Raw genomic sequence first — 24825 nt, 5'->3', positions numbered from 1 at the left:
CAAAAACAAGCTTACTTCTTGGCAGAAAACTTCTCATTCCAGTACGCAACAGCTTCGTCCAGCGCTTGCTTGGCCGGCTTCTGGCCAGTAATTGCAGCCTCGACAGCTTCATCGAGCTTCTTGTTCATTGCAGCCTCGTCCGGCAGGCCCGAAATCGTCAGTGTGGAAGTCACCTTGATCGAATCGGCGGCGGTTGCCAAGGCCTTTTCAATCGGATCGTTCGACTTGGCGCCGGCCTGGAAGAACGGGTCAGCCAGTGCCTTGTTGGTCGACGGGAAGGTCGCGGATGCCTTGGCAAACGCGAGCTGCGCATCGTCGGAAGTCAGGAACTGGCCCAGCTTGACGGCAGCATCCACATGCTTGGACGTCTTCGGCACCGACCACAGGAACAGGAAGCCACCGAACGGTGTCTTGCCACCAGCCAGCGGGAACGGTGCGACGCCGGTTTGCGCGTAGATCTTCGGTGCATCGGTCTTGGTGCGCTTCAGAGCGTGGGCGCCTTCGGCGAAGATGGCAACCTTGCCACCGTCAAACGCAGCGATCTGCTCTTCGAAACCCATCTTGTACGCGTCCTTCGGGATCGCGCCAGCCTTGTAGGCATCGGCAAAGGCTTCAACCAGCTTCACGTGCGCCGGGCTGTTGAATACTGCCTTGCCGCCCTTCACCACCGGCAGACCGTCGTACAGGAACCAGCCGGCAAAGCCGTCGTTCAGCTTCGGGGCGAAACCGGTCACGCCGGTTTTTTCCTTCACTTGCTTGGCCACGGCCAGCAGTTCGCCAAAGCTCTTCGGCGCTTCTTTCACGCCAGCCTTGGTCAGCAATTCCTTGTTGTAGAACATCACGCCGGTCACCTGGTACCACGGCAGGCCGTAAATCTGCTTGTCGCCCTCGTAGGTCACGTCTTTAAGCGCGCCTTCGGTGTAGTTGCTCTTGAAACCGGCGATCTGCTTGGTGATCGGCAGGATCAGCTTCTTCTGCGCCAGATCATCCATCCACGGCTTGGGCAGGTTGACAAGATCCGGCGCGGTACCGCCAGCGAGCGAAGCGGTCAGGCGGGGCAGGAAGGCATCCCAGTCCACATCAACCCACTTGGCTTCGATTTCGCTTTGCGAACCGTTGAACTTGGCGGTCAGGTCTTTCATCACGCTGTCGAACTTCGGCGACAGACTGTTCGACCAGAACTCAACCTTGGTTTTTTCTGCTGCCATGGCACTCATGGTTGTAGCTGCGAACAGCGCAGCGGCAACGGCCAGCGAGCGTTTGAACTTCATCATCGAATCAATCCTTGGATTTAGGTTTTTTGGACTTGTGCCAACGTAAGCCAGGACGCGGGATAAACACTAATCACTCGCCATGTGCCTCGTCAAACTGTTGTTGTCTGGCGCTGACTGCGGTTTGCAGCAACCGAATGCGCTTTCAATTTTGATCCCGTCTGCACGCAGCGGGGGGCGCTTGTTAGTCGCTGTAACCGGTATCAGCTGGGGCAGATTACAACAATTTTTGCGGGGGATGAATGTGCAGTGCAGCACCAAAGTGCGGGTAAACGCGTATGACCGGCGCATGGCCGAAGGTAAACAGCAAAGCACGCTTGTAACCTGCATCATGCTGCACCAAAACAAGACTACACGATACAAAATGGGTGCATGGCTTTCACACTTTAAAAACAGCCTATTAGCCGCGCCAGAACGAGCGTTTTATGTAGTTTCGATGAAGGTGAATGCACCAAATTGGCAAGCCACTACATGTTGTCGGCGGTTTTGCCGTTGTGTGTAGGCGAAAGCGAAGCATTTGAAACAGGCAGAAGAAAGCTGATGCCCGGCGCAGATAGGCCAGGCGGACGACAGCAATTGTGTCGCTTTTTTGCAACTTTACGTAACAACTGAGCAGAAACCGCAATTGACGCAACGCGTCCGGGGCCATTCAGCGGTGCAGCTCCACCACGAAATCGTAGAAATCACTGCGGAACCACGAATGGGTCAGCTCCACCGCCTGGCCGTTATCGCGGTAACCCACCCGCGTGAGGTGCAGCATGGCGGCACCAACCGGCACATCCACCAGGCCAGCCAGGCGCTCGTCGGCATTGATGGCGGCAATGTGCTGCAGTGCGCGCACCACCGCCAGCCGGTGCACGCTGAGGAATTCGTACAGTGAATCGCCGATCAGCAAGGGATCGGGCACCAGCGTGTGTGGCAACGCCGTTTCCTCCACCGCCATCACCGTATCGTTGGCGGTACGCACGCGCAGCAGGCGGCTGACGTGGCTGGTGGGCGCCAGGTTGAGCCTGGCCACTTCCTCGTTGCCGGCCGGCACCACTTCGCGGCTCAGCCATTTGGAGCCGGGCGTGAAGCCGCGCTGCTTGAGCATTTCGGACAGATTGGTCAGCCGCGTCAGCGGTTGTTCCAGCTTGGGCGTAATGAAGGTACCGGCGCCCTGCCGGCGCAGGATCAGCCCCTGTTCGTACAGCAGATCCAGCGCCTTGCGCGCGGTCACACGCGATACGCCGAGCAGGTCACAGAAATGCCGTTCGGACGGCAGCGGCTCTTCCGGTCGCCAGAACCCCGCCTGGATCGCCGCAGCCAGCTTGTGGCTCAGTTGCAGGTAAAGCGGGGTAGCGCTATCGGGGTCGGGCCTGAGCACCTGCAGTTTCTGTGGTGACTGCATGGGGCGGCCCTCCCGGACAGTGATGTAGTTAACTGCAGCTTAGATGTTGTTCTGTATCAGCAGCAGTGCGCCGGCGCACGAATCTTTCTGCGGCCGGCTGGTGGTGGCGAGGAAACTGGCCGGGATGTACGGGCGCAGCGCCTCGGACAGACCACCACCGCAGATGGCCAGCGGCAGTTGCGGTGCATTGGCGCGCAGTGCCTGGCCGATGATTTCCACTTCCAGGCCGGCATCGATGAGGAAGCGCTTGGCCACTTCGTCTTTCTCGCCGAACTCCACCACCACCAGCGACAGCGAAGCGCATTCGGTCTGCTTCATCTTGCCCATCCACTCGAACACACCTTCGCGGGTCGCGCCGGTGATGCTCAGCAGCTTGCGGCCAAAATCGGTCAGCGGACGGCGACCATCCATCACGCGCTGTACGTGGTTGATGGCCTTGAGGCCGAGGAAAGCGCCCGAACCTTCATCCGAAGTCGGGAAGCCCCAGCCGCCCACTTCCACCCGGCTGCCATCTTCGAGCCATGCTTCGCCGATCGAACCGGTGCCCACGGCGATGATGCCGCCGTGGGCGCCATCATGTGCACCCAGCAAGGTGGAGAAACCGTCAGTTTCAACCAGGATGCGGGCAAAACCCGGGTTCTTGTTCTCGAATTCTTGCGCCCATGCCTTGACCGTCACGCCGGACAAACCAAAGCCGACCGCGCATTCCTTGAAGTTGGGGTGCTCGATACCCAGCTTGCGGAAACCGTCGCGGATGGCCAGCGTGATATTGGTCCACGCCTTGTCGACGCCTTGGCCCAACGCCGAAGGGCCACCTTCGGCGCGCACAAGTTCCACGCCATCAAGACCGGCGATACAGATGCGGGTACCCGTGCCGCCACCATCGACGCCGATCAGATATTTGATACTCATTGCTTGTCCTTGTGAGATTGCTGTGTTCATCGCTGCAGTAGCCGCAGCTGTTCGCAAAGACGGGCGATCACGCCCACTCTTGCCAGACTAGCAAATCTAGTCAGCAGACCACACCCTGTCAACGCACAGCTGCAAAACAACAACGGCGCCAACATGGAACTTTCGCCCCCTGTTCGCGCCGTCAGCACCGTAGCGGTGCGTACAGCTGCAGCCCATGCGCTATTTTTTGGCGTGCAGCCCGCACTCCTTCAGGTCTGCGTTTTCCCACCACCAGCGCCCGGCGCGGATGTCTTCGCCCATGGCCACCGAGCGCGTACAGGGCGCGCAGCCGATGGACGGATAATGCTGATCGTGCAGCTTGTTATAAGGCACGTTGTTTTCGCGGATGTACTGCCACACTTCCTTCTCGGTCCACTCGATCAGCGGATTGAATTTCTCCAGCCCGTTACCGGCATCGAATTCCTGAATCTGCATCTCGGTGCGCGTGGTCGATTGCTGGCGGCGCAAACCGGTAATCCACGCCTTGCGGCCAGCCAGCGCGCGCTGAAGCGGTTCCAGCTTGCGGATGCCGCAGCATGCCTTGCGCAGTTCCACCGATTCATAGAAAGCGTTGATGCCGTTATCGTTCACATACGCTTCCACGCGCGCCGCATCCGGAAAATACACTTTCACTGGTATTACCGGATAACGGGTGCCGGTTTCCTGCATCAGCGTGTACGTCTCTGCCGGCAGCCGGCCAGTATCCAGGCTGAAGAGATCGATCTTCAACGCGTTCCTGGCGATCAGATCGGTCAGCACCATGTCTTCTGCGCCGTAGGAGTTGGCAAAAATGGCCGGGCTGTACTCGGCTTCAATGTGCCGCAGGCACTGCAGCGTATCGGCGATTTTCTGTTCCAGACTCATTGCATATCCTCGTTTCTGCCGCTGCCCGTCCCCCCGGCAGCGGGCACCGCCAGCATCCGTGGCGCTGGCCGCCTTTGATCAATACCGCAATTAAAGCACGAGCTTGAGCCCGATGATAACGAGCATTGCCGCCAGCAATGGCCGCAACACCCCATCAGGCACCCGGCCGGTGAGATGGCTGCCGAAATAGATGCCCGGCAAGGAGCCCACCAGCAGATTGCCCAGCAGATGCCAATCCAGGTTGCCAAGGCCGGCGTGGCCCAGGCCTGCCACCAGCGTGAGCGGCACTGCATGCGCGATTTCGGTGCCCACCAGCCGCGATGTGGGCATCCGTGGGTAAAGCAGAAACAACGCCACGGTACCCAGTGCACCGGCACCAATGGACGACAGCGTGACGATCACGCCCAGCATCACCCCCACCAGCACCGTCATGATATTGAGCTTGGTAGGCGGCAAATCAAGCCAGTCGCTGGCGTGCTGTTGTGCAAATGCCAGCAACCGGCTCTTGCACACGATGGCCACTGCGGTCAGCAGCAGGGCAAAACCCAGCGTACTCTTGATCACCTTGTTGACGGTGGCGATATCGCCCTGCCACAGATGCAGGAACACCACCGTCAGCGCCGCGGCCGGCACGCTGCCCAGTGCCAGCCAGCCGGTAATGCCCCAATCGATATTTTTGTTTTTCTGGTGAACCGCAACGCCCCCCGATTTGGTGATGGCGGCATACAGCAGATCGGTACCCACTGCGGTGGCCGGGCTGATGTGGAAAAGCAACAGGATGGGCGTCATCAGCGAGCCGCCGCCCACGCCGGTCATTCCTACGATAAAGCCGACGCCCAGGCCGGACAGCACGTAAACCCAGTTCAGCTGTGCCAGCAGCTCATATAACCAAGTCATATCGAAATCCGTCTTTTTCTTATAAGCGGCGCATGATAGCACCGGGTTTAGAAGCCCTTAGACTGTTGTGTTACGATGATAGACGAACAGGTTATTTATTCGGAACTGCCATGAAACTGCAGCAACTGCGTTACCTCGTCGAAGTCGCCAAGCAAGGCCTGAACGTATCGGAAGCGGCCGAAAAGCTGCATACCTCGCAGCCCGGCATCTCCAAGCAGATCCGCCTGCTGGAAGACGAGCTCGGCGTGCAGATCTTCATCCGCAACGGCAAGCGCGTGGTCGACGTGACCGCCCCGGGCCGCGAGATCCTGCGCATTTCCGAACGCATGCTGATGCAGGCACAGAACCTCAAGCGCATCGGTGAAGAATTCGTCAACGTGGAAGGCGGCAGCCTCACCATCGCCACCACGCACACGCAGGCGCGCTACGCGTTGCCCAAGCCGATCAAGGCGTTCCTGGCGCGCTACCCCAAGGTACGCCTGTCGATCAAGCAGGGCAGCCCCACGCAGATCAGTGAAATGGTCGTCGACGGCAGCGCAGACATCGCCATCGCCACCGAGGGTATCGATCATTACCCGGAACTGGCCATGCTCGATTGCTACGACTGGAACCGCGATGTGGTGGTGCCATCCGGCCACCCGCTGGCCACGCTCGATCACCCGATCAGCCTGGCCGAAATCGCCGCCTACCCGCTGATCACCTACGATTTTGCCTTTACCGGCCGCAACAAGATCAACCGCGCGTTCGAGAACGTCGGCCTCACCCCCAACGTGGTGCTGACCGCCATCGATACCGACGTGATCAAGACCTATGTGAGCCTGGGTCTGGGTGTGGGCATCATCGCCGGCATGGCGTTCGAGCCGGAGCGCGACATCGGTCTGGTGGCCGTGGCAGCCGGCCACCTGTTCGAGCCCTCCACCACCCGCATCGGCATCCGCCGCGACGCCTACCTGCGCGGCTACGCGTTCGACTTCATCGAACTGTTCGCCCCGCACCTGTCACGCCAGGATGTGCAGGATGCGTTGCTGTGCGAGATTGGCGATGCGGCTTAAGCCAGCCCATCCACCCGCTTCACGGTCATCGCCCATAGCTGAATTTCGGTGAAGTACTTCTTCATGTCCAATCTCCCGCGCTAGTGAGATTGGACTTTAAAGTGGCGTGCTATGTCTGGCTGTACAACCAGCATCTGCCGCAGTTGGCGCTACGTCATCGTACGCCGCTTCAGGCGATGAAGGATTGGGCGCGTGAGCGGCCTGATTTATTCCGCAAACGTGTGATCAATCATCCGGGACTGGACACGGGCCAAATGGCCCGGCATTCTTCTCAGCTTGCCAAGTACAGATTACCTGCAGCTAGTCCATCATCAATCACTCTGCGAAGGGTCAGGGAGTCATACTCTGGCTGCCCATCCAGCTCACCAGAATCATTAAAGGCAGTGGATCCACCAAACTCAAACAATGCCAGGACAACAACACCCGCAAACAACCAACTGCCCCGCGTGGTCACATCACCCATATGCGTTGTGGTGTCGGTGCCAGTAAGCTCTGCAGGGTATTCGCCAAATGAAACCCAGCAATGCTCATGCACTCCCTTGCCGTAAACGGTCACTATTGAGTCCCCTAGAGCTTTCGGTGAGCCTTTTGATTCATGTAATTGCACCTCTGGCGGTTCGAGGCCAAGTTCTTCAAATGCTTGACCGATCGCTTGTCGGACCTCCTCAAGTGAGACCGGTAGCCGATTCACTGGAACAAATACGCTGTTAGACACATTACCCTCCAGGCACGACCAACGTACCCTTTGTTATGTTGAGCCAGCCTTCACCAAACTTGATGTAGACGTTATTCACCGATCCTTCGTTTAGGATTCGTCCAACAGGTGTATTGGGGGTCACGAATTTGGTAAAGCTGTTCATGCTGACGCCCGTTTTGGTCGCATCGACAGCAATGTCACCAACGTATCCTTGGTTAGACATGTTCCGAGTGCCCTTCACGATATTGCGCAGGATTGCTTGTTCGCCCTGACCAGTCACTATTTTCAACTGTGTGGGCACGCCGTCGAGCCACCCGTCAATACCAGGGAAGTTATTAGTCGGAGCCCCGACGAACTCGCCACCACGGAATGTAGCCAGCTCTTGCGTCTGGGCAAACTCGGTATCACTCAGAGCACTCCTGGTGACCTTCCCAGGCTGTCGCGAGAGGGTAAGTAATGAAGGTGTTTCACCAACAGGGTAACTACCCGAACGACTCACACTGTTTGGAACGACAATCCATATTCAGCTTGGCTTATCGCTCCAATTGACTTATTTAATCGCCAGCTCTTTCAATTCTATCGGAGCAAGCTGCGACTCCTCGAGAACCGAAAAATCATCTGCCCCATTATGCAGGCCATGAGATGCAACAAAAGTCAATCCATCTTGCAATTGAAAGCGCAAGCCTAATTCGCTAGGTAGTTCACGTTCCTTAGCACTCATTGTGCTGCGCTTTAAAATGGTTAATTGGGCTAAAGTACTGCCAACCACTTGCTTCCAGAAAGGAGTACTATGGACTTCATCTGTTGCAGAGATGGGGAATAGCTCGTCATCCTGATCCAAAGCAACATTTGATGAGGTAGAGCGTCGAGCGCCCTCATCCCAAACTACGACACTGTTCATTGCCGGATCGCTTGCCAAACCAAGAATTCGACCATCTTCAAAAACAATGCCTAGTGGGCCAGCAGTCAATGCAAATGCCTGCTCTTCCTGAATGTCACATTCATCCGCAACCTCATCAGCTGGCCACCAACTGTAACGCACCAAATCGATTATTTTAACGCCAATGAGCGTGTTTAATAAATCGAATGATGCTGATGGAGGGGTTGGGTTATTTATCACGTCTTTCATTAGAATTCTCCATTGCTCTTGGCGGACTGGATCAAAAGATCAATCATTCGCAGATTATTCTTTGATGGCAATGTATTCAGATTGACGGCAAGGGGGTCGGCTATAACGACTCGGCCACGTTCGCTTATCAAGAACTGAAGATCATTGATCTGAATCTTGTTGTTTACCATGGTATTGCGAATACCCTGCAGATCAGTAACGCTCTGAGCATTCAGCAGCGAGGACTCTCCAACAATACGCACTTTGCCATTTTCGAGCCTCACAATGTCCTTAGAACCCTGCGCGAAACGGTCAAACACTAATCCCGGATGCCCAGAGACGTTAACAGGCCCCCTTGCATTTGCCGTTGGCAGACCCAAATCTTCCAATTGGTTCAGCAGCCTAAGTTCGTCTGTAAGCAATTGAGGGTTTTCCCCAGCTCTGAGCACGCCAACAGCCTGGCTTTCTCCATAAGCAAAGACGTCTTTATTGCCACCACGACCAAGAGGCGCACCAAGATCTGATCGATTGATTGATTGTGTTTGAAACATCAAATGACACACCAAGTACACTTGATGCACATGGTTTGCTTAGCCCACTTCACCCAGCAACTGCTCCGCCCAGAATATCCCGCTGGTGGTCTTGCCATCGGTGATACGGCCATCCAGCACCGCCGCTTTCAGCTCATCCAGCGACATGCTGATCAGCTCCAGAAACTCGCCTTCGTCCAGTTGTGCCTCGCCGGCCACCAATCCTTTCGCCAAGTAAACCTTGATCTCTTCCGAGCTGTAGCTGATCAGCGGGTGGATCACGCCCAAGTATTGCCATTCGCTGGCGGTGTAGCCGGTTTCTTCCAGCAGCTCGCGTTGGCCGCAGGCGAGCGGGTCTTCACCCGGATCGAGCTTGCCGGCCGGGAATTCGATGAACACGCGGTCGAGCGGGAAGCGGAACTGCCGCTCCATCAGCAACCGGCCATCCGGCAAGACCGGGATGATCATTACCGCGCCGGGGTGCACCACGTATTCGCGTGTGGCGCTGCTGTTGTCGGGCAGGCGCACGGTATCGCGGTTGATGTGCAGCAATGCGCCATCGAACACACGCTCGCTGGCTGTTTGTACTTCGATCAGATGACTGTCGTCCTGCATTCCCTTCCCCCAGGTTTCATGCACGGCGGCGCGTTGCGCTGCCTGCCGCTGCATTGTCGCTGATTCTGTCCGCTGCATGCATGGCCGGCACGGCAGCAACGCACGAAAAAACAGCGGCGACTTGCGCCGCCGCTGCCTGCATCAAGTAACGCCGATCACTCACAGCCGTACTGGCGATACCTTCCAGATTTCGTCCGCGTATTCCTTGATGGTGCGGTCGGACGAGAACTTGCCCATGCCGGCGATGTTGAGCACCGCGCTGCGTGCCCATGCATCGGGCTGGCGATACAGCGCATCGACCGCATCCTGCGTATCGATGTAGCTGCGGTAATCGGCCAGCAACTGGTAGTGATCGCCCCAGTTCACCAGTACATCGAAAATCTGCCGGTAACGCTCGGGCTCATCCGGGCTGAATACGCCGGATGCCAGCATGTTCAGCACTTCGCGCAGTTCGGCATCGTTCTCGTAGAAGTTGCGCGGGCTGTAGCCATCGCGGCGCAGTGCCTCGACCTGATCCGCGGTATTGCCAAAGATGAAGAAGTTGTCCTCCCCCACCTCTTCGCGCATTTCCACGTTGGCACCATCGAGCGTGCCGATAGTCAGCGCGCCGTTCAGTGCAAACTTCATGTTACCGGTGCCCGATGCCTCGGTACCTGCGGTGGAAATCTGCTCGGACAGATCGGCAGCGGGGATGATCAGCTCGGCCAGCGTCACGCCGTAGTTGGGCACGAACACCACCTTGAGCTTGTTGCCCACGCGCGGGTCGTTGTTGATCTTGGCGCCCACGTCGTTGATCAGCTTGATCACCAGCTTGGCCATGCGGTATGCCGATGCGGCCTTGCCGGCAAAGATCACCACGCGCGGCACGATATCCGCTTGCGGGTCTTTCAGGATGCGGTTGTAGCGGGTGATCACGTGCAGCACGTTCAGCAACTGGCGCTTGTATTCGTGGATGCGCTTCACCTGCACGTCGAACAGCGCATTCGGATCGATCACGCCGCCCATCTTGCGGGCCACGAAGCGCGCCAGCCGCTCCTTGTTGCTGAACTTGGCCTCGGCCACCGCATTGACGAAGGCCGGGTAATCGATGTGCTGGCGCAGTTCTGCCAGTTCATCCAGGTTGCTGCGCCAGGTCTTGCCGATGTAGTGGTCGATCACGCCGGCCAGCGCCGGGTTGGCCTGAGCCAGCCAGCGACGCGGCGTGATGCCGTTGGTCTTGTTGTTGAAGCGTTCCGGGTAGAGCTTGGCGAAATCGGCAAAGATCGATTCCGTCATCAGTTGCGAGTGCAGTGCCGATACGCCATTGACCTTGTGGCTGGCCACCACGGCCAGGTAGGCCATGCGGATCTTGCGCTCGCCGCTTTCGTCCACCAGCGAGATGCGGCGGATCAGCTCGGCATCGTCCCCAAGGCGTACGCGCACTTCCTTGAGGAAGGCATCGTTGATTTCCAGGATCAGCTTGAGGTGGCGCGGCAATACGCGGCCCAGCATGTCCACCGGCCAGGTTTCCAGTGCTTCGCTCATCAGCGTGTGGTTGGTGTACGAGAACACCTGGCGGGTGATGCTCCATGCATCGCGCCACAGCATGCCCGCTTCGTCGATCAGGATGCGCATCAGCTCGGGGATGGCCAGCACCGGGTGCGTATCGTTCAGGTGGATGGCCACCTTCTCGTGCAAGCGGGTCAGATCCTTCAAGTCCTTGTGGCCCTGGCGGTAGCGGCGCAGGATGTCCTGCAGGCTGGCAGAGACGAAGAAATACTCCTGGCGCAGGCGCAGCTCCTTGCCGGAATAGGTGGAATCATCCGGGTAGAGCACGCGCGAGACGTTCTCGGAATGGTTTTTCTCTTCCACCGCGGCAAAGTAATCACCCTGGTTGAACTTGCTCAGGTTGATTTCATTGCTGGCTTTGGCCGACCACAGCCGCAGCGTGTTGGTAGCCGTGGTGTCGTAGCCGGGAATGATGTGATCGTTGGCGCAGGCGAATACGTCCTGCGTATCCTGCCAGGTGACCTTGTTTTCGCCCACGTCCTGCACGCGGCCGCCAAAGCGCACCAGGTATTGCACCTCGGGGCGCGAGAATTCCCACGGGTAGCCATTGGCCAGCCAGTAATCCGGGCTTTCCACCTGGTTGCCGTCGACGATGCGCTGCTTGAACATGCCATAGTCATAGCGGATGCCGTACCCATATCCAGGCAACCCCAGGGTTGCCATCGAATCCAGAAAACATGCGGCCAGGCGGCCAAGGCCACCATTGCCCAGTGCGGCATCGGGCTCGATTTCATCGATCTCGTCGTAGTCGATACCCAGCTCGTCCAGCGCGCGGCGTACTTCGTCGTAGATGCCCAGCGCCAGCAGGCCGTTGGTCAACGCCCGCCCCATCAGGAACTCCATCGACAGGTAGTAGATGCGCTTCACGTCCTGCGAGTACTGCGCGCGGGTGGTGGCCATCCAGCGCTCGATCAGGCGGTCACGCGCCGCCAGCATGGTGGCAAACAGCCAGTCACGGGGATTGGCTGTGATAGGGTCCTTGCCGATAGCAAAGATCAGCTTGTTGGCAATCGAGCGCTTGAGCGCATCGACATCATTGCTCGGTGAATTATGTTCAAAACCAGCCGTCATGGCTTACTCCAGTGCAATCACAAGGTCGGTGCTCAATCAGCAAGCAGTTGCTGGTAAAGCGAGTAATAGTCCTCGGCAGCCGCATGCCAGCCAAAATCCTTGCGCATGGCGCTGCGACGAACCGCTTTCCAGGTTTGCGGCTTGGCCCACAGTGCAAATGCGCGGCGGATGGCGCGGGTGAGGTCCGCGGCAGTGAAGTCGGTAAAGACAAAGCCGGTGGCCGTGTCATCAGCGAGGTTTTCCAGTGCCACATCGGTGACGGTGTCGGCCAGGCCGCCCACCCTGCGCACCAAGGGTAGCGCACCGTACTTCAGGCCATACAGCTGCGTCAGTCCGCAGGGCTCGAAGCGGCTGGGCACCATGATGACATCCGCCCCCGCCATCACGCGGTGCGATTTGTTCTCGTCATAGCCGATACGTACGGCAATCTGCTGCGGGTTGGCAGCAGCACGCGCCACGAACGCGCTTTCCTTGTCCGGATCGCCGCTGCCCAGCAGCACGAACTGCCCGCCGCGCGCCACGATCTCGTCCAGCGTATCCAGGATCAGGTGCAGGCCTTTCTGCTCGGTAATGCGGCTGACTACCGCGAACAACGGGCCTTCGGAATCGGTGGCAAGGCCCAGGGCTTCCTGCAGCGCCTGCTTGCATTTCTGCTTGCCGGCCGGCTTGTCTGCCGTATAGCTGGCAGCGATCAGCGGATCGGTGGCCGGGCTCCATACCGCTTCATCCACGCCGTTGAGCACGCCGGACAGGTCTGCAGCGCGGTCACGCAGCAGCCCATCCAGCCCGCAACCCTGCTCGGCAGTGGCAATCTCGCGCGCATAGGTGGGCGATACCGTGGTGATATGGTCGGCGTAATACAGGCCGGCCTTCAGGAACGACACCTGGCCATGGAACTCCACGCCTTCCACGCCGAAGAAATCCCATGGCAGCGCCAGATCGCCGTAGGTATGCGGCGGAAACACGCCCTGGTACGCCAGGTTGTGCACGGTCAGTACACTGCGCGCCGGGCGGCCGCGTGCAGCCAGGTAAGCGGGGGTCAGGCCGGCATGCCAGTCATGGCCATGCACCACTTCCGGGCGCCAGAACGGATCCAGCCCGCTGGCCAGCTCGGCGGCAATCCAGCCCAACAGGGCAAAGCGCAGGTGATTGTCGCCATATGGTTGCTGTGCATCATCTTGGTACGGATTGCCCGGGCGGTCGTAAAAGTGTGGCGCATCGATCACGTACACGCCGGCGCCGCTGTCGGCCAGGTGCGAATACACCAGCCGCGCCGGGCCGAACGGGGTGTCCACCTGGGCCACTTCCCCTTCTTCGGGCAGGCCGGCGCGGATGGCCGGAAAGCCCGGCAGCAGCACGCGCACATCCGCGCCCTGGCGGGCCAGCGCCCCCGGCAGTGCGCCGGTCACGTCGGCCAGGCCGCCGGTTTTCAACAAGGGGAACAGCTCCGAGCAGACGTGCAGTACGCGCATTGCAGACTTCCTTCAGAAACGGGCCTGCCCAGTGTGGGCAGGCTTTTTTACAAGCGTATGCGCGTCAGCAGGTTGTTTGCTGGCCCAGCATGCTCTTGGTGATCAGCACCACGCCGTTTTCACTGCGGTGGAAGCGCCGTGCATCTTCCTCGGCATTTTCACCGACGATGGTGCCTTCGGGGATTTCGCAACCCCGGTCGATCACGCAGCGGCGCAGGCGGCTGGAGCGGCCCACCACCACATCGGGCAGGATCACCGCCGAATCGATGGTGCAGAACGAATGCACGCGCACCTTGGAAAACAGCACCGAGTTGAGCACCAGCGAACCCGATACGATGCAGCCGCCGGATACCAGCGAGTTCAGCGTCATGCCGTGGCTGCCGTTGTGGTCCTGCACGAACTTGGCGGGCGGCAATTGCTCCTGGTAGGTGCGGATCGGCCAGTCCTGGTCGTACATGTCGAGCTCGGGCATCACCGATGCCAGGTCGAGGTTGGCTTCCCAGTACGCATCCACGGTACCGACATCGCGCCAGTAATCCTTGGCATCCGGATCGGACTTCACGCACGACATCGAGAACGGGTGCGCAAACGCACGGCCTTCCTTCACGATCTGCGGAATGATGTTCTTGCCGAAGTCATGCTCGGAGGCCGGATCGGCCAGGTCTTCTTCCAGCAGGCGGTACAGGTAGTCGGCGTTGAACACGTATACACCCATCGATGCCAGCGCGCTTTGCGGGCGGCCCGGCATGGCAGGCGGATCGGCCGGCTTCTCCACGAAGGCGGAAATCTTGCGGGTTTCATCGATGTGCAGCACGCCGAACGCGGTGGCTTCCATGCGCGGTACTTCGATGCACGCCACCGTGCAATCGGAACCCAGCAGCACATGGTCCACCAGCATGCGGGCGTAGTCCTGCTTGTAGATGTGATCCCCCGCCAGCACCACCACGTATTCGGGCCGGTAGCTGCGCAGGATGTCCAGGTTCTGGAACACCGCATCCGCGGTACCGCGATACCAGTGCTCTTCGTCCACGCGCTGCTGCGCCGGCAGCAGGTCGACGAACTCGTTCATCTCGTTGCGCAGGAACGACCAGCCACGCTGGATGTGCCGCAGCAGCGAATGCGATTTGTACTGCGTGACCACGCCGATGCGGCGGATGCCGGAATTCAGGCAATTGGACAGCGCAAAGTCAATGATGCGGAACTTGCCGCCGAAATACACGGCGGGCTTGGCGCGGTGGTCGGTCAGTGCCTTCAGGCGCGAACCACGCCCGCCTGCCAGCACCAGTGCCACGGCCTTGTTGGGAAGCTGGCGGGCCAGCGTCGCCTTGTCGATCAGTTGCATTTCCATGGCTAACATCCTCTAAGCGTCGACTTCGATGGCACGCGGTACATAGCCGCTTGCCCCTTGTACGGCCGCAGCCGCGGTTGCGGCCACGGTCCGGATTCCAGATCAGGTCACAACCGTGGGCGCACTGCGGCCAGTCCGCCCGGAGATATCCGCCAGATCGCCAGCAATGGCGATCAGTTCGGCCAGCGCCGTTTGCGTCTCCAGCCCGTGCAGTGCCGGGTCAGCCTCGTAGCGCTCCATATACACGCGCAAGGTCGCCCCCTCGGTGCCGGTGCCGGACAAGCGGTAAACGATGCGGCTGCCGTCCTCGAACACGATACGGATGCCCTGCTTGCCCGAATGGCTGCCATCGACCGGATCATCGTAGGCAAAATCATCGGCAAGCTGCACGGTCTTGCCAGCAAGCTTCGTGCCGGCCAGCGTAGCTACCTTGTCGCGCAGTGCCTGCAGCAGGCCATTGGCCGGTTCGGTTTCCAGTGCCTCGTAATCGTGGCGCGAATAGAAGTTGCGGCCATACTCGGCCCAGTGCGCATTCACCAGTTCGTTCACCGATTTGCCGGTGGCGGCCAGCAGGTTCAGCCAGAACAGCACCGCCCATACGCCGTCCTTCTCGCGCACATGGTCGGAGCCGGTGCCGTAGCTTTCCTCGCCGCACAACGTGGCACGGCCGGCATCGAGCAGGTTGCCGAAGAACTTCCAGCCGGTAGGGGTTTCGTAGCAGGCAATACCCAGCTTGGCCGCCACGCGGTCCACCGCGCAGGAGGTGGGCATCGAGCGCGCCACGCCGGCCAGGCCGCGCGCATAGCCCGGCACCAGCTGCGCATTGGCAGCGATGATGGCCAGGCTGTCCGATGGCGTCACCACCAGGTTGCGGCCGACGATCATGTTGCGGTCCGCGTCGCCATCGCTGGCTGCACCGAAATCAGGCGCATCCGCGCCATTCATGCACGCAATCAGTTCGGTAGCGTGGGCCGGGTTCGGGTCCGGATGGTGGCCGCCGAAATCTTCCAGCGGCTCGCCGTTGACCACGGTGCCGGCCGGTGCGCCCAGCAGCGTTTCGATCACGCGGCGCGCATACGGGCCGGATACTGCGGACAGCGCATCGAACTGCATGGTGTGGCCGGCAGCAAACCAGGCGCGGATGGCGTCGAAATCGAACAGCTGCTGCATCAGCTCGGCATAGTCGGCCACCGGGTCGATCACTGCGACCTGGCTGCTACCGATCGTGCCGCCACCCAATGTATCGATATCGTATAGCGGCGCTTCCAGCGTCTTGTACTCGGTGATCCGGGTCGAGCGCTCGTAGATGGCATCGGTGATTTTCTCCGGTGCCGGGCCGCCATTGTCGGTGTTGTACTTGATGCCGAAATCGCCATCCGGGCCACCCGGGTTGTGCGATGCCGACAGGATGATGCCGCCAAAGGTGCCGTATTTGCGGATCACGCAGCTGGCCGCCGGGGTGGACAGGATGCCGCCCTGGCCGACGATCACCTTGGCCGCGCCATTGGCAGCTGCCATCTGCAGGATGGTCTGCACTGCGGCGCGGTTGTGATAACGGCCATCGCCGCCCACCACCAGCGTTTTGCCGGCAATGCCGCCCAGCGCATCGAAGATGCTCTGCACGAAGTTCTCGAGGTAATGCGCTTGCTGGAATACGCCAACCTTCTTGCGCAGGCCCGAGGTGCCGGGCTTCTGGCCTTCGAATGGCGTGGTCGCTACAGTTTGAATGCTCATACGATCTTGTCCGACGGGATGGTGGAATGGTGTAGCAGTACGGCAACGCTGCGCGCAGACGCGCGGTATTCGTCGTCGTGAATACAGGTTGGTGGGTCATCGGTACTGGAGAGTTCGATACACCAGATACCGGCCGGCAGGCGGAATGGCACCTGGTTGGCGGAACCGTTGACGATGATCAGCCATTCGCCGGACAGCAGTACCATCATGGCGCGGCCGGCGCTGTCTTCCCAATCATGCGCTTTCAGCGGCTCGCCCGAGGCATTGAGCCACTGCACGTCCGGGTGATCTTCACCGTCATCGACTTGGCCGTCCCACCAGTTGGGCTCGCACAGCGCGGCAATGCGCGCACGGATGGCCAGCACCGCACCGATGTAATCGGTGAGGTCGCCATCGGCATTGGCCCAATCGAGGTGCGTCACGTCGTTGTCCTGGCAGTACGCATTGTTGTTGCCCTGCTGGGTGTGGGCGAGTTCATCGCCGGCCAGCAGCATGGGCGTGCCCTGCGACAGCAGCAGCGTGGCCAGCAGCGCCTTTTTCGAGCGCTTGCGCACCAGCAGCACCGCAGGATCATCACTGGCGCCTTCCACGCCGCAGTTCCAGCTCAGGTTCTCGCCATGGCCATCGCGGTTCTGTTCACCGTTGGCTTCATTGTGCTTGCCGTTGTATGACACCAGATCGCGCAGGTTGAAGCCATCGTGCGCGGTGATGAAATTGACCGAGGCATACGGCTTGCGGCTGCGCTTGTGGAAAAAATCGCTGGAGGCGGCAAAGCGCTTGGCAAACTCGCCGCGCGTCACGCCATCATGCAGCCAGAAGCGGCGCATCACGTCGCGGTACTGATCGTTCCACTCACCGAAGCGATCGGGGAAATGCCCGAGCTGGTAACCGCCGGGACCGATATCCCATGGCTCGGCAATCAGCTTCACCGCATTCAGCAGCGGCTCCTGCACCATGGCGGCAAACAGCGGCGCGTAGCTGGAAAACTGCGGCATGCGCCCCAGCACCGGCCCCAGGTCAAAGCGGAAACCATCCACGTGGCACTCGCTCACCCAGTAGCGCAGGCTGTCCATCACCAGCTGCACCACGCGCGGGTGCGCCAGGTTCAGCGTATTGCCGCATCCGGTCCAGTTCTCGTATTCACCGGCGCCGTTCAGATGGTAGTAGCTGGCGTTGTCGATGCCGCGGAAGCTGAAGGTGGGCCCGAAGATATCCAGCTCGGCGCTGTGGTTGAACACCACGTCGAGGATCACCTCGATGCCCGCTGCGTGCAGCGCCTTCACCGCATCGCGGAACTCGGTCAGCGGCGTGGTGTGCTCGTGGCCGCTCCAGTAGCGCGCCTCCGGCGCGAAAAACCCTACCGTGTTGTAGCCCCAGTAGTTCGACAGCCCCATGCGCTGCAAACGTGGTTCATCCGCATGCGTATGCACCGGCAGCAGTTCGATGGCGGTAATGCCCAGCTTTTTCAGGTGATCGATCAGCACCGGGTGCGCCAGCGCCGCGTAGGTGCCGCGGATTTCCGCCGGAATATCCGGGTGGTGCGCGGTCAGCCCCTTCACATGCGCTTCGTAAATCACCGTCTGGTGCCACGGCGTGCCCGGTGGCGCATCGTCGCCCCAGTCGTAACGCCCGGACACCACCTTGCCCTTGGGTGCCAGCAGCGCACTGTCGAGCGGATCAGGCCGGCCCGGGCTGGCCGGGTCATCACCGTTGAAATCGGGATGGTCGATCAGCGTGCCGACGATGGCGCGCGCGTACGGGTCCAGCAGCAGCTTGCTGGCGTTGCAGCGATGGCCGGCAGCCAGGTCATACGGGCCATGCACGCGGTAGCCGTAAACAAGGCCGGGCACGCCATCGGGCAGGTAGCCATGCCATACGCCATCGGTGCATTCGGGCAGATCGACCTGTACATGCTCCTTGCCGCCCTGGGCATCGAATACGCACAGCACCACTCGGGTAGCGTTTTCGGAGAACAGCGCAAAGTTGATGCCGTCACCGTCCCAGGTTGCGCCCAGTGGATAAGGGGTACCCGCTGCCAGTTTCATCAGCCCACCCGTTTGAGGTAAATCGTCGCCAGCGGCGGTATGGTCAAGGTCAATGACTGGGCAAAGCCGTGGCTGGCCTGCGGCTCGGCCTCCAGCGCGCCGTTGCCGAGATTGGTGCCGGCATAGAATGTGGCATCGGTATTGAGAATTTCCGTCCAGCGCCCGGCTTGCGGCACGCCTACCACGTAGGCATGGCGCGGTACCGGCGTGAAGTTGGCCAGCACCACCACCTGCTCATCCGCGGCCTCGCCCTTGCGGATGAAACTGAAAATGGAATTCTCGGCATCGTCGTGCGCTATCCACTGGAAGCCCGCCGGGTCGAAGTCGATCTGGTGCAGTGCCGGCTGCGCCTTGTAGACCGCGTTCAGGTCACGCACCAGCGCATGCACGCCACGATGCCATGGCCCGCCGACGGCGTCGTCGAGCAAATGCCAGTCCAGGCTGTCGTCGTGATTCCACTCGCGGCCCTGCGCCAGCTCGGCGCCCATGAACAGCAGCTTCTTGCCCGGATGCGCCCACATGAATGCGTAGTACGCGCGCAGGTTGGCAAACTGCTGCCAGGTATCGCCCGGCATGCGCGCCAGCAGCGAACCCTTGCCATGTACCACTTCGTCATGCGACAGCGGCAGCACGAAGTTCTCGTTGTACGCATACACCATGCCGAAGGTCATCTTGTGGTGATGGTATTTGCGGTGCACCGGGTCTTGCTGCATGTATTCCAGCGTGTCGTGCATCCAGCCCATGTTCCACTTGTAGTGGAAGCCCAGCCCGCCCATCGCCGGCGGCCGGCTCACTGCCGGGAACGCGGTGGATTCCTCCGCCAGCGTGATCGCCTCTGGCCGCGCCACGCCCACGGTCTCGTTCATGCTGCGCAGGAAATGGATGGCCTCCAGGTTCTCGCGCCCGCCCAAGTGGTTGGGTATCCACTCGCCGTCCTTGCGGCTGTAGTCGCGGTACAGCATGGACGCGACCGCATCCACGCGCAGGCCGTCGATGCCGAAGCGCTCGATCCAGTACAGCGCATTGCCGGTCAGGTAGTTGCGAACCTCGTTGCGGCCGAAGTTGTAGATCAGCGTGCTCCAGTCCTGGTGAAAGCCTTCACGCGGATCGGAATGCTCGAACAGGTGCGTGCCGTCGAAATGCGCCAGACCATGTGCATCGGTCGGGAAATGCCCGGGCACCCAGTCCAGCAGCACGCCGATGCCGTTGGCGTGCGCGGTTTCGATGAAATGGCGGAAGTCTTCCGGCGAGCCGAAACGGCTGGTGGGCGCATACAGGCCCAATGGCTGGTAGCCCCAGGAGCCGTCGAACGGGTGCTCGTTGATTGGCAACAACTCGATATGGGTAAAGCCCAGTTCTTTCACGTACGGGATCAGCGTATCGGCCAGCTCGCGGTAGCTGAGCCAGCGGTTGCCCTGTTCCGGCACGCGCCGCCAGGATCCCAGGTGCACCTCGTAGATGCTGATCGGCGCATTGAAGGCGTTGGCCTTGCGGCGCACATCACTGGACGGCAGCACTGCGGGCAGTGGCGCCGCCTTCGACGCGGTACCCGGGCGCAACTCTGCGGCAAAGCCATACGGGTCGGACTTGAGTTCGATATGGCCGCCCGCGCCGAGAATTTCATACTTGTACAGCGCACCGGCAGCCACATCGGGCAGGAAGATTTCCCACACGCCGCATTCGCGGCGCAGCCGCATCGGGTGGCGACGGCCGTCCCACAGGTTGAAATCACCCACCACGGACACGCGCTGCGCATTAGGCGCCCAGACGGAAAACGCCACGCCCTGTACGCCATCCAGCTCTTTCAGGTGTGCGCCCAGTACCTGGTAGGGGCGCTGGTGCGTGCCTTCGGCCAGCAGCCATACATCCACATCGCCCAGTACCGCGCCAAAGCGGTACGGATCCTGCAGATCGAACGAGGCATCGCCCCAGCGCACGGCCAGCCGGTAAGGAAAGGCATTCTTGCGGCGCGGGATCTTGCCGGAGAAAAAGCCGCGCGCGTCCACGCGCTCCAGCGTGGCCAGCGTGCGTTCGGTCTTGGTATCGATGACCGATACATCCCCGGCGTCCGGCAACAGCGCGTGCAGCCACAGCACGCCATCGTGCTCGTGCAGGCCCAGGATGGAAAAAGGATCGGCATGGCTGCCGTTGAATAGCGCGTCTATCGCGACCTGATCTGGAAGGGCGAACATGCCTCACCTATTGTTGTTGTGTAACCACTGCAGGCATGCAGAAGCAGGAACTGTGTTGTATATAGGTCAATCTTGCCTGCGCAGCCAATGCAAGGCAACAATCAGAATCACGAACGAAAGCTTGCTGCGTCTCGCTTTCGAACCATCTTTGTAGGATAAGAATGGACAAGGGGAAAAAGGGCATGGATCAGAAAGACTGGTGGCGCGGCGCGGTGATTTACCAGATTTACCCGCGCAGTTTCCGCGACAGCAACAACGACGGGGTCGGCGATTTGCCTGGCATCATCGAGAAATTGCCCTACCTTGCCAGCCTGAATGTCGATGCGATCTGGGTCTCCCCTTTCTTCCGCAGCCCCATGTCAGATTTCGGCTACGACGTTTCCGATTATCGCGATGTCGATCCGCTGTTCGGTACGCTGCAGGATTTTGACCGATTGTTGAAGCAAGCCCACAAGGCCGGGCTGAAAGTGATGATCGACCAGGTGCTGTCGCACACATCCGAGCAACATGCGTGGTTCGTGGAAAGCCGCGCCAGCCGCGACAACCCCAAGGCCGACTGGTACGTGTGGGCGGATGCCAAACCCGATGGCACGCCCCCCAACAACTGGCTGTCGGTGTTCGGTGGCAGCGCCTGGCAATGGGATAGCCGGCGGCGCCAGTACTACCTGCACAACTTTCTGACCAGCCAGCCTGACCTGAACTTCCACTGCAAGGATGCGCAGAAGGCCATCTTGGGCGAGGTGGAATTCTGGCTCAAGCGCGGTGTGGACGGTTTGCGGCTGGATGCGTGCATCTTCCAGTTTCACGACAAGCAGCTACGCGACAACCCGCCCGCCAAGGTGGTCGATACCATGTCGGTGGACGTGTCCAACCCCTACGGCATGCAACGCCACAAGTACGACAAGTCGCGGCCGGAAAACCTCAAGTTCCTGCAGAAGCTGCGCAAGTTGCTGGATCAGTACGGCGCCAGCAGCCTGGGTGAAATCGGCGACGATGATTCCCCCAAGCGCATGGCCGAATACACGGCAGACAACGACAAGCTCAACCAGGCGTACAGCTTCAACCTGCTGACCGAGCAGTTTTCCGCTGCCTTCATCCGCGAACAGGTGGAAGACATGGAACGCCGGCTGTTCGAGCACAAGACTCCCGGCTGGGCGTGCTGGTCGATCGGCAACCACGATGTGCCGCGCGTGGCCACGCGCTGGGGCAAGAATGCCGGCGGGCCGGTGTTCTCCAAGCTGATGCTGGCGCTGGTCACCAGCCTGCGCGGCTCCAGCTGCCTGTACCAGGGCGAAGAACTGGGCCTGCCCGAAGCCGAGCTGGCATATGAAGACATCCAGGACCCCTACGGCAAGACCTTCTGGCCCGAATTCAAGGGCCGTGATGGCTGCCGTACCCCGATGCCGTGGCAGAAGAGCAGCGACTACGCCGGGTTTTCCGATGTGAAGCCCTGGCTGCCGATTCCCACCACGCATGCGGCGCTGGCAGTCGATACACAGGAAAAGCCGCGCGAATCCGCACTCAACTTCAGCCGCAAGTTCCTGGCCTGGCGCCGCCGGCAGCCCACGCTGATCCACGGTGACATCGCCTTCCTGGATGCACCGGAGCCCTTGCTGGTATTCACGCGCACGCATGGCAAGGAAACGCTGCTGGTGGCGTTCAACCTGAGCAACGAGCCGCACAACTGGCCGCTGCCCAAGGCGCTGCGCAATGCCAAGGCGCTGGATGGCCACGGCCTGCACGGCGGCGTGCTGGAGCTGGGCAAGCTGCAGATGAGTGGCTACGGCGCCTACTACGGCCGTATCTAGCCGCGCACCGGGGGTAAACGCACGCTGCGCGCGGCCACACTCATACCGTGGCTGCGCGCACCGCAAGGTGCTGGGTGGCGATATACGACAACACCATCTGCGCCGGCATCGGGCGTGAGAACAGGTAGCCCTGCAGCTCGTTGCACCCCTGGGCAGACAACAGCGCCTGTTGCCCGGCGGTTTCCACCCCTTCCGCCACCACCGACAGGCCCAGCGCGTGCGCCAGCTGAATGATGGCGCCCACCAGCACGCGGGCATCGGTATCCGTCTCGATATCCTGCACGAAAGAGCGATCTATCTTCAGCTCTTGCGGGGTAAAGCGGCGCAGGTAGGCCAGGCTGGAATAACCGGTACCGAAATCATCAATGGCGATTTTCACCCCCAGCTCGTTGAAGCGCGACAAGATGCGCAATGAGTGCTCGACATCGTTCATGGCCACGGATTCGGTCAGCTCCAGCGTGAGCATTTCCGGCGGCAGCGCATAGCGCTGCAGCACCTGCTGCACGGTACCCACCAGCGCTTCATCGCGGAACTGCAGCGCCGATACGTTCACCGCCACCGGGATACGCGCACCGCCACGCCACCACTCTGCCGCCTGCCGGCAGGCTTCATTGAGCACCCACGCGCCCATTTCCACGATCAGGCCGAAGCGCTCGGCCTCGGCAATGAACATGCCTGGTGCTACCAGCCCGCGCTCGGGGTGCTGCCAGCGCAGCAATGCCTCCACACTGGATAGCCGGCCGGTTGCCGCTGCCACCTTGGGCTGGTAATGCAGCAGGAACTCGCCACGGTTCAGCGCCAGCCGCAGATCGCGCTGCAGATCGAGCAGGCGCTCGGAACCGGCATCCATTTCGCTGCTGTAATAGCGGTAGGTGCCCTTGCCTGCCTGCTTGGCGTGATACATCGCCGCATCGGCATTGGGCATCAGCCGGGCGGCGTCGCTATCGTCCGGGTAGACGGCAATGCCCACCGATGCAGACAGCATCAGCTCGTGCGCGTCCAGCTCGATCACCTGCTTGATGCTCTCGATCAGCCGTTCGGCCAGCAACGATGCACTGGCCCGGTCATCCACCTGCTCCATCAGCACCACGAACTCGTCGCCACCGATACGCGCCACGGTATCGGTGCTGCGCGCCACGGTCAGCAGGCGCGCGGCAATCAGGCGCAACACCTCGTCACCCGCCGGGTGCCCCAGCGTATCGTTCACCGGCTTGAAGCCGTCCAGATCGACAAACAGCAGGCACACGCGATGGCCTTGCCGGTCGGCCTGCGCAATGCAGTGCTCCAGCCGGTCCTGGAAGCGCAGCAGGTTGGCAAGCTTGGTCAGCGGATCCTGGAAGGCGATGCGCGTGAGCGCCTGGTTGGCCTCCTGCAGCGAGGACGCCCATTTCGCCTTGTGCGATTGCAGGCGCGCATCCTGGATCGATGCCAGCAAGGTCACGCCCAGCAGGGTCAGCGATCCCAGCCCCACCAGTACTCCCAGGCCGGAGCCCCGCAGGCCGCTGCTGGCACGGCAGATGCTGCCGGGCGGGAAATGCGCGGCCATCATGCCGCTGTAATGCATGCCGGCAATGGCAGCGCCCATCACCAGCGCCGCGGCAATCTGCCAGCGCCACACGCGGCCACCGGGATGCGTGCGCATCCAGAAGAAAATCAGCAGCGACGCCAGCGAGGCGCCCACTGCAATCAGCGCCGAGACCAGCACCCAGCCCCACGCCCACACGATGCCCGGCAGCATCTGCATCGCGAACATGCCGGTGTAATGCATCGCGCAGATGCCGGCGCCCATCGCCAGCGCCCCTACCAGCAGATGCGTACGCCGCAGCTGCGGCCGGCTGGCGATCTGCAGCGCAATGCCCGATACCGCCACTGCGGCCAGCCACGACCAGCCGGTGGTGAGCGGGTCATACCCGATGGCCACCGGCAGCGAAAACGCCATCATGCCGACGAAATGCATCGACCAGATGCCGGTGCCCATCGCTACCGAACCACTGGCCCACCACCAGCGCGCCGCGCGTGGCCCCGATGAAGTCACGCGCCGGGCCAGATCGAGCGCCACATAGGATGCCAGTACCGCCACCATGATGGACAGGATGACCAGCGAACGGGAATAACTGACCGGCAGGAATAGCGCCATGGTTACCCCGCTGCCCGGGCCGGCGGCACCGCCACGGGATCAAGCATGAACAGGCACATGAACAGCCCGCTTGCAGCGCGAGCGCCAGCCACCGA

The 24825-nt window shown here is 60.8% G+C and carries 19 protein-coding genes and 1 pseudogene; 3 read left to right on the top strand and 17 right to left on the bottom strand.

Going from position 1 to position 24825, the window contains the following annotated elements; all coding sequences use genetic code 11:
* Positions 1–11: 11 nt before the first annotated feature.
* The 5 genes from IGB42_RS12695 to IGB42_RS12675 form a co-directional block, all read right to left on the bottom strand.
* Positions 12–1274 carry an ABC transporter substrate-binding protein gene (locus IGB42_RS12695; protein WP_236822576.1) on the bottom strand — a complete coding sequence of 421 codons (1263 nt, stop codon included), beginning with the start codon at positions 1272–1274 and terminating at the stop codon, positions 12–14.
* A gap of 646 nt (positions 1275–1920) precedes the next feature.
* Positions 1921–2661 carry a GntR family transcriptional regulator gene (locus IGB42_RS12690; protein ID WP_159672116.1) on the bottom strand — a complete coding sequence of 247 codons (741 nt, stop codon included), beginning with the start codon at positions 2659–2661 and terminating at the stop codon, positions 1921–1923.
* Between the two features lie 39 nt (positions 2662–2700).
* Positions 2701–3573, bottom strand: a complete 873-nt coding sequence (locus IGB42_RS12685) for a BadF/BadG/BcrA/BcrD ATPase family protein (RefSeq protein ID WP_159672113.1) — start codon at positions 3571–3573, stop codon at positions 2701–2703.
* A gap of 219 nt (positions 3574–3792) precedes the next feature.
* Positions 3793–4476, bottom strand: coding sequence for a phosphoadenylyl-sulfate reductase (locus IGB42_RS12680; RefSeq protein WP_159672110.1), 684 nt, complete (start codon positions 4474–4476; stop codon positions 3793–3795).
* A 90-nt stretch (positions 4477–4566) separates the two neighbouring features.
* Positions 4567–5373, bottom strand: coding sequence for a sulfite exporter TauE/SafE family protein (locus IGB42_RS12675; RefSeq protein WP_236822575.1), 807 nt, complete (start codon positions 5371–5373; stop codon positions 4567–4569).
* Between the two features lie 110 nt (positions 5374–5483).
* On the opposite strand from IGB42_RS12675, the gene cysB reads away from it, so the two are divergent.
* Positions 5484–6425, top strand: coding sequence for an HTH-type transcriptional regulator CysB (gene cysB, locus IGB42_RS12670; protein ID WP_159672108.1), 942 nt, complete (start codon positions 5484–5486; stop codon positions 6423–6425).
* Between the two features lie 110 nt (positions 6426–6535).
* Positions 6536–6670 (top strand): annotated as a pseudogene (locus IGB42_RS22235) (IS481 family transposase); the annotation flags it as partial.
* A gap of 26 nt (positions 6671–6696) precedes the next feature.
* On the opposite strand, the gene IGB42_RS12665 reads toward IGB42_RS22235, so the two are convergent.
* From IGB42_RS12665 to glgB, 11 genes are all read right to left on the bottom strand, one after another.
* Complete coding sequence (locus tag IGB42_RS12665; RefSeq protein ID WP_159672099.1) at positions 6697–7140, bottom strand: hypothetical protein; 444 nt, start codon at positions 7138–7140, stop codon at positions 6697–6699.
* Position 7141: 1 nt separating this feature from the next.
* Positions 7142–7423, bottom strand: a complete 282-nt coding sequence (locus tag IGB42_RS12660) for a hypothetical protein (protein WP_159672098.1) — start codon at positions 7421–7423, stop codon at positions 7142–7144.
* Positions 7424–7672: 249 nt separating this feature from the next.
* Positions 7673–8251: a hypothetical protein gene (locus tag IGB42_RS12655; protein WP_201799923.1), complete on the bottom strand. Its 579-nt coding sequence runs from the start codon at positions 8249–8251 to the stop codon at positions 7673–7675.
* On the bottom strand, positions 8251–8781 hold the full coding sequence (locus IGB42_RS12650; RefSeq protein ID WP_159672097.1) for a hypothetical protein: 531 nt from the start codon (positions 8779–8781) through the stop codon (positions 8251–8253). Before IGB42_RS12650 ends, IGB42_RS12655 begins: the two co-directional genes overlap by 1 nt.
* Before the next feature lie 39 nt (positions 8782–8820).
* Positions 8821–9375, bottom strand: coding sequence for an NUDIX domain-containing protein (locus IGB42_RS12645; RefSeq protein WP_159672096.1), 555 nt, complete (start codon positions 9373–9375; stop codon positions 8821–8823).
* Between the two features lie 159 nt (positions 9376–9534).
* Positions 9535–11994: a glycogen/starch/alpha-glucan family phosphorylase gene (glgP, locus tag IGB42_RS12640; RefSeq protein ID WP_159672095.1), complete on the bottom strand. Its 2460-nt coding sequence runs from the start codon at positions 11992–11994 to the stop codon at positions 9535–9537.
* Between the two features lie 32 nt (positions 11995–12026).
* A complete protein-coding gene (gene glgA / locus IGB42_RS12635; protein ID WP_159672094.1) occupies positions 12027–13466 on the bottom strand; it encodes a glycogen synthase GlgA in 1440 nt (479 codons plus the stop codon).
* Between the two features lie 64 nt (positions 13467–13530).
* On the bottom strand, positions 13531–14814 hold the full coding sequence (glgC, locus tag IGB42_RS12630) for a glucose-1-phosphate adenylyltransferase (protein WP_201799922.1): 1284 nt from the start codon (positions 14812–14814) through the stop codon (positions 13531–13533).
* A gap of 102 nt (positions 14815–14916) precedes the next feature.
* Entirely contained in the window at positions 14917–16548 is a 1632-nt protein-coding gene (locus IGB42_RS12625; protein ID WP_159672092.1) for an alpha-D-glucose phosphate-specific phosphoglucomutase, read from the bottom strand.
* Positions 16545–18593 carry a glycogen debranching protein GlgX gene (gene glgX, locus IGB42_RS12620; protein ID WP_174764212.1) on the bottom strand — a complete coding sequence of 683 codons (2049 nt, stop codon included), beginning with the start codon at positions 18591–18593 and terminating at the stop codon, positions 16545–16547. The genes IGB42_RS12625 and glgX overlap by 4 nt, the downstream gene beginning before the upstream one ends.
* Entirely contained in the window at positions 18593–20785 is a 2193-nt protein-coding gene (gene glgB, locus IGB42_RS12615) for a 1,4-alpha-glucan branching protein GlgB (RefSeq protein ID WP_159672091.1), read from the bottom strand. The genes glgX and glgB overlap by 1 nt, the downstream gene beginning before the upstream one ends.
* Positions 20786–20946: 161 nt before the next feature.
* On the opposite strand from glgB, the gene IGB42_RS12610 reads away from it, so the two are divergent.
* Positions 20947–22593: an alpha-glucosidase family protein gene (locus tag IGB42_RS12610; RefSeq protein WP_236822574.1), complete on the top strand. Its 1647-nt coding sequence runs from the start codon at positions 20947–20949 to the stop codon at positions 22591–22593.
* Positions 22594–22633: 40 nt separating this feature from the next.
* On the opposite strand, the gene IGB42_RS12605 is transcribed toward IGB42_RS12610, so the two are convergent.
* On the bottom strand, positions 22634–24730 hold the full coding sequence (locus IGB42_RS12605) for a bifunctional diguanylate cyclase/phosphodiesterase (protein ID WP_159672090.1): 2097 nt from the start codon (positions 24728–24730) through the stop codon (positions 22634–22636).
* Positions 24731–24825 lie beyond the last annotated feature (95 nt).

The organism is Andreprevotia sp. IGB-42 (assembly GCF_009848685.1).
Taxonomy (GTDB): domain Bacteria; phylum Pseudomonadota; class Gammaproteobacteria; order Burkholderiales; family Chitinibacteraceae; genus Andreprevotia.
The sequence above is the reverse complement of the archived record's forward strand: the minus strand, read 5'-3'. Positions and strand labels throughout refer to the sequence as shown.

Coding starts and splice junctions, on each gene's coding strand:
- cysB (WP_159672108.1), top strand. CDS start 5,484: ATGAAACTGCAGCAACTGCGTTACCTCGTCGAAGTCGCCAAGCAAGGC.
- IGB42_RS12690 (WP_159672116.1), bottom strand. CDS start 2,661: ATGCAGTCACCACAGAAACTGCAGGTGCTCAGGCCCGACCCCGATAGC.
- IGB42_RS12675 (WP_236822575.1), bottom strand. CDS start 5,373: ATGACTTGGTTATATGAGCTGCTGGCACAGCTGAACTGGGTTTACGTG.
- IGB42_RS12645 (WP_159672096.1), bottom strand. CDS start 9,375: ATGCAGGACGACAGTCATCTGATCGAAGTACAAACAGCCAGCGAGCGT.
- IGB42_RS12685 (WP_159672113.1), bottom strand. CDS start 3,573: ATGAGTATCAAATATCTGATCGGCGTCGATGGTGGCGGCACGGGTACC.
- glgX (WP_174764212.1), bottom strand. CDS start 18,593: ATGAAACTGGCAGCGGGTACCCCTTATCCACTGGGCGCAACCTGGGAC.
- IGB42_RS12610 (WP_236822574.1), top strand. CDS start 20,947: ATGGACAAGGGGAAAAAGGGCATGGATCAGAAAGACTGGTGGCGCGGC.
- IGB42_RS12680 (WP_159672110.1), bottom strand. CDS start 4,476: ATGAGTCTGGAACAGAAAATCGCCGATACGCTGCAGTGCCTGCGGCAC.
- IGB42_RS12655 (WP_201799923.1), bottom strand. CDS start 8,251: ATGAAAGACGTGATAAATAACCCAACCCCTCCATCAGCATCATTCGAT.
- glgB (WP_159672091.1), bottom strand. CDS start 20,785: ATGTTCGCCCTTCCAGATCAGGTCGCGATAGACGCGCTATTCAACGGC.
- IGB42_RS12695 (WP_236822576.1), bottom strand. CDS start 1,274: ATGATGAAGTTCAAACGCTCGCTGGCCGTTGCCGCTGCGCTGTTCGCA.
- IGB42_RS12605 (WP_159672090.1), bottom strand. CDS start 24,730: ATGGCGCTATTCCTGCCGGTCAGTTATTCCCGTTCGCTGGTCATCCTG.
- glgA (WP_159672094.1), bottom strand. CDS start 13,466: ATGCGCGTACTGCACGTCTGCTCGGAGCTGTTCCCCTTGTTGAAAACC.
- glgP (WP_159672095.1), bottom strand. CDS start 11,994: ATGACGGCTGGTTTTGAACATAATTCACCGAGCAATGATGTCGATGCG.
- glgC (WP_201799922.1), bottom strand. CDS start 14,814: ATGGAAATGCAACTGATCGACAAGGCGACGCTGGCCCGCCAGCTTCCC.
- IGB42_RS12650 (WP_159672097.1), bottom strand. CDS start 8,781: ATGTTTCAAACACAATCAATCAATCGATCAGATCTTGGTGCGCCTCTT.
- IGB42_RS12625 (WP_159672092.1), bottom strand. CDS start 16,548: ATGAGCATTCAAACTGTAGCGACCACGCCATTCGAAGGCCAGAAGCCC.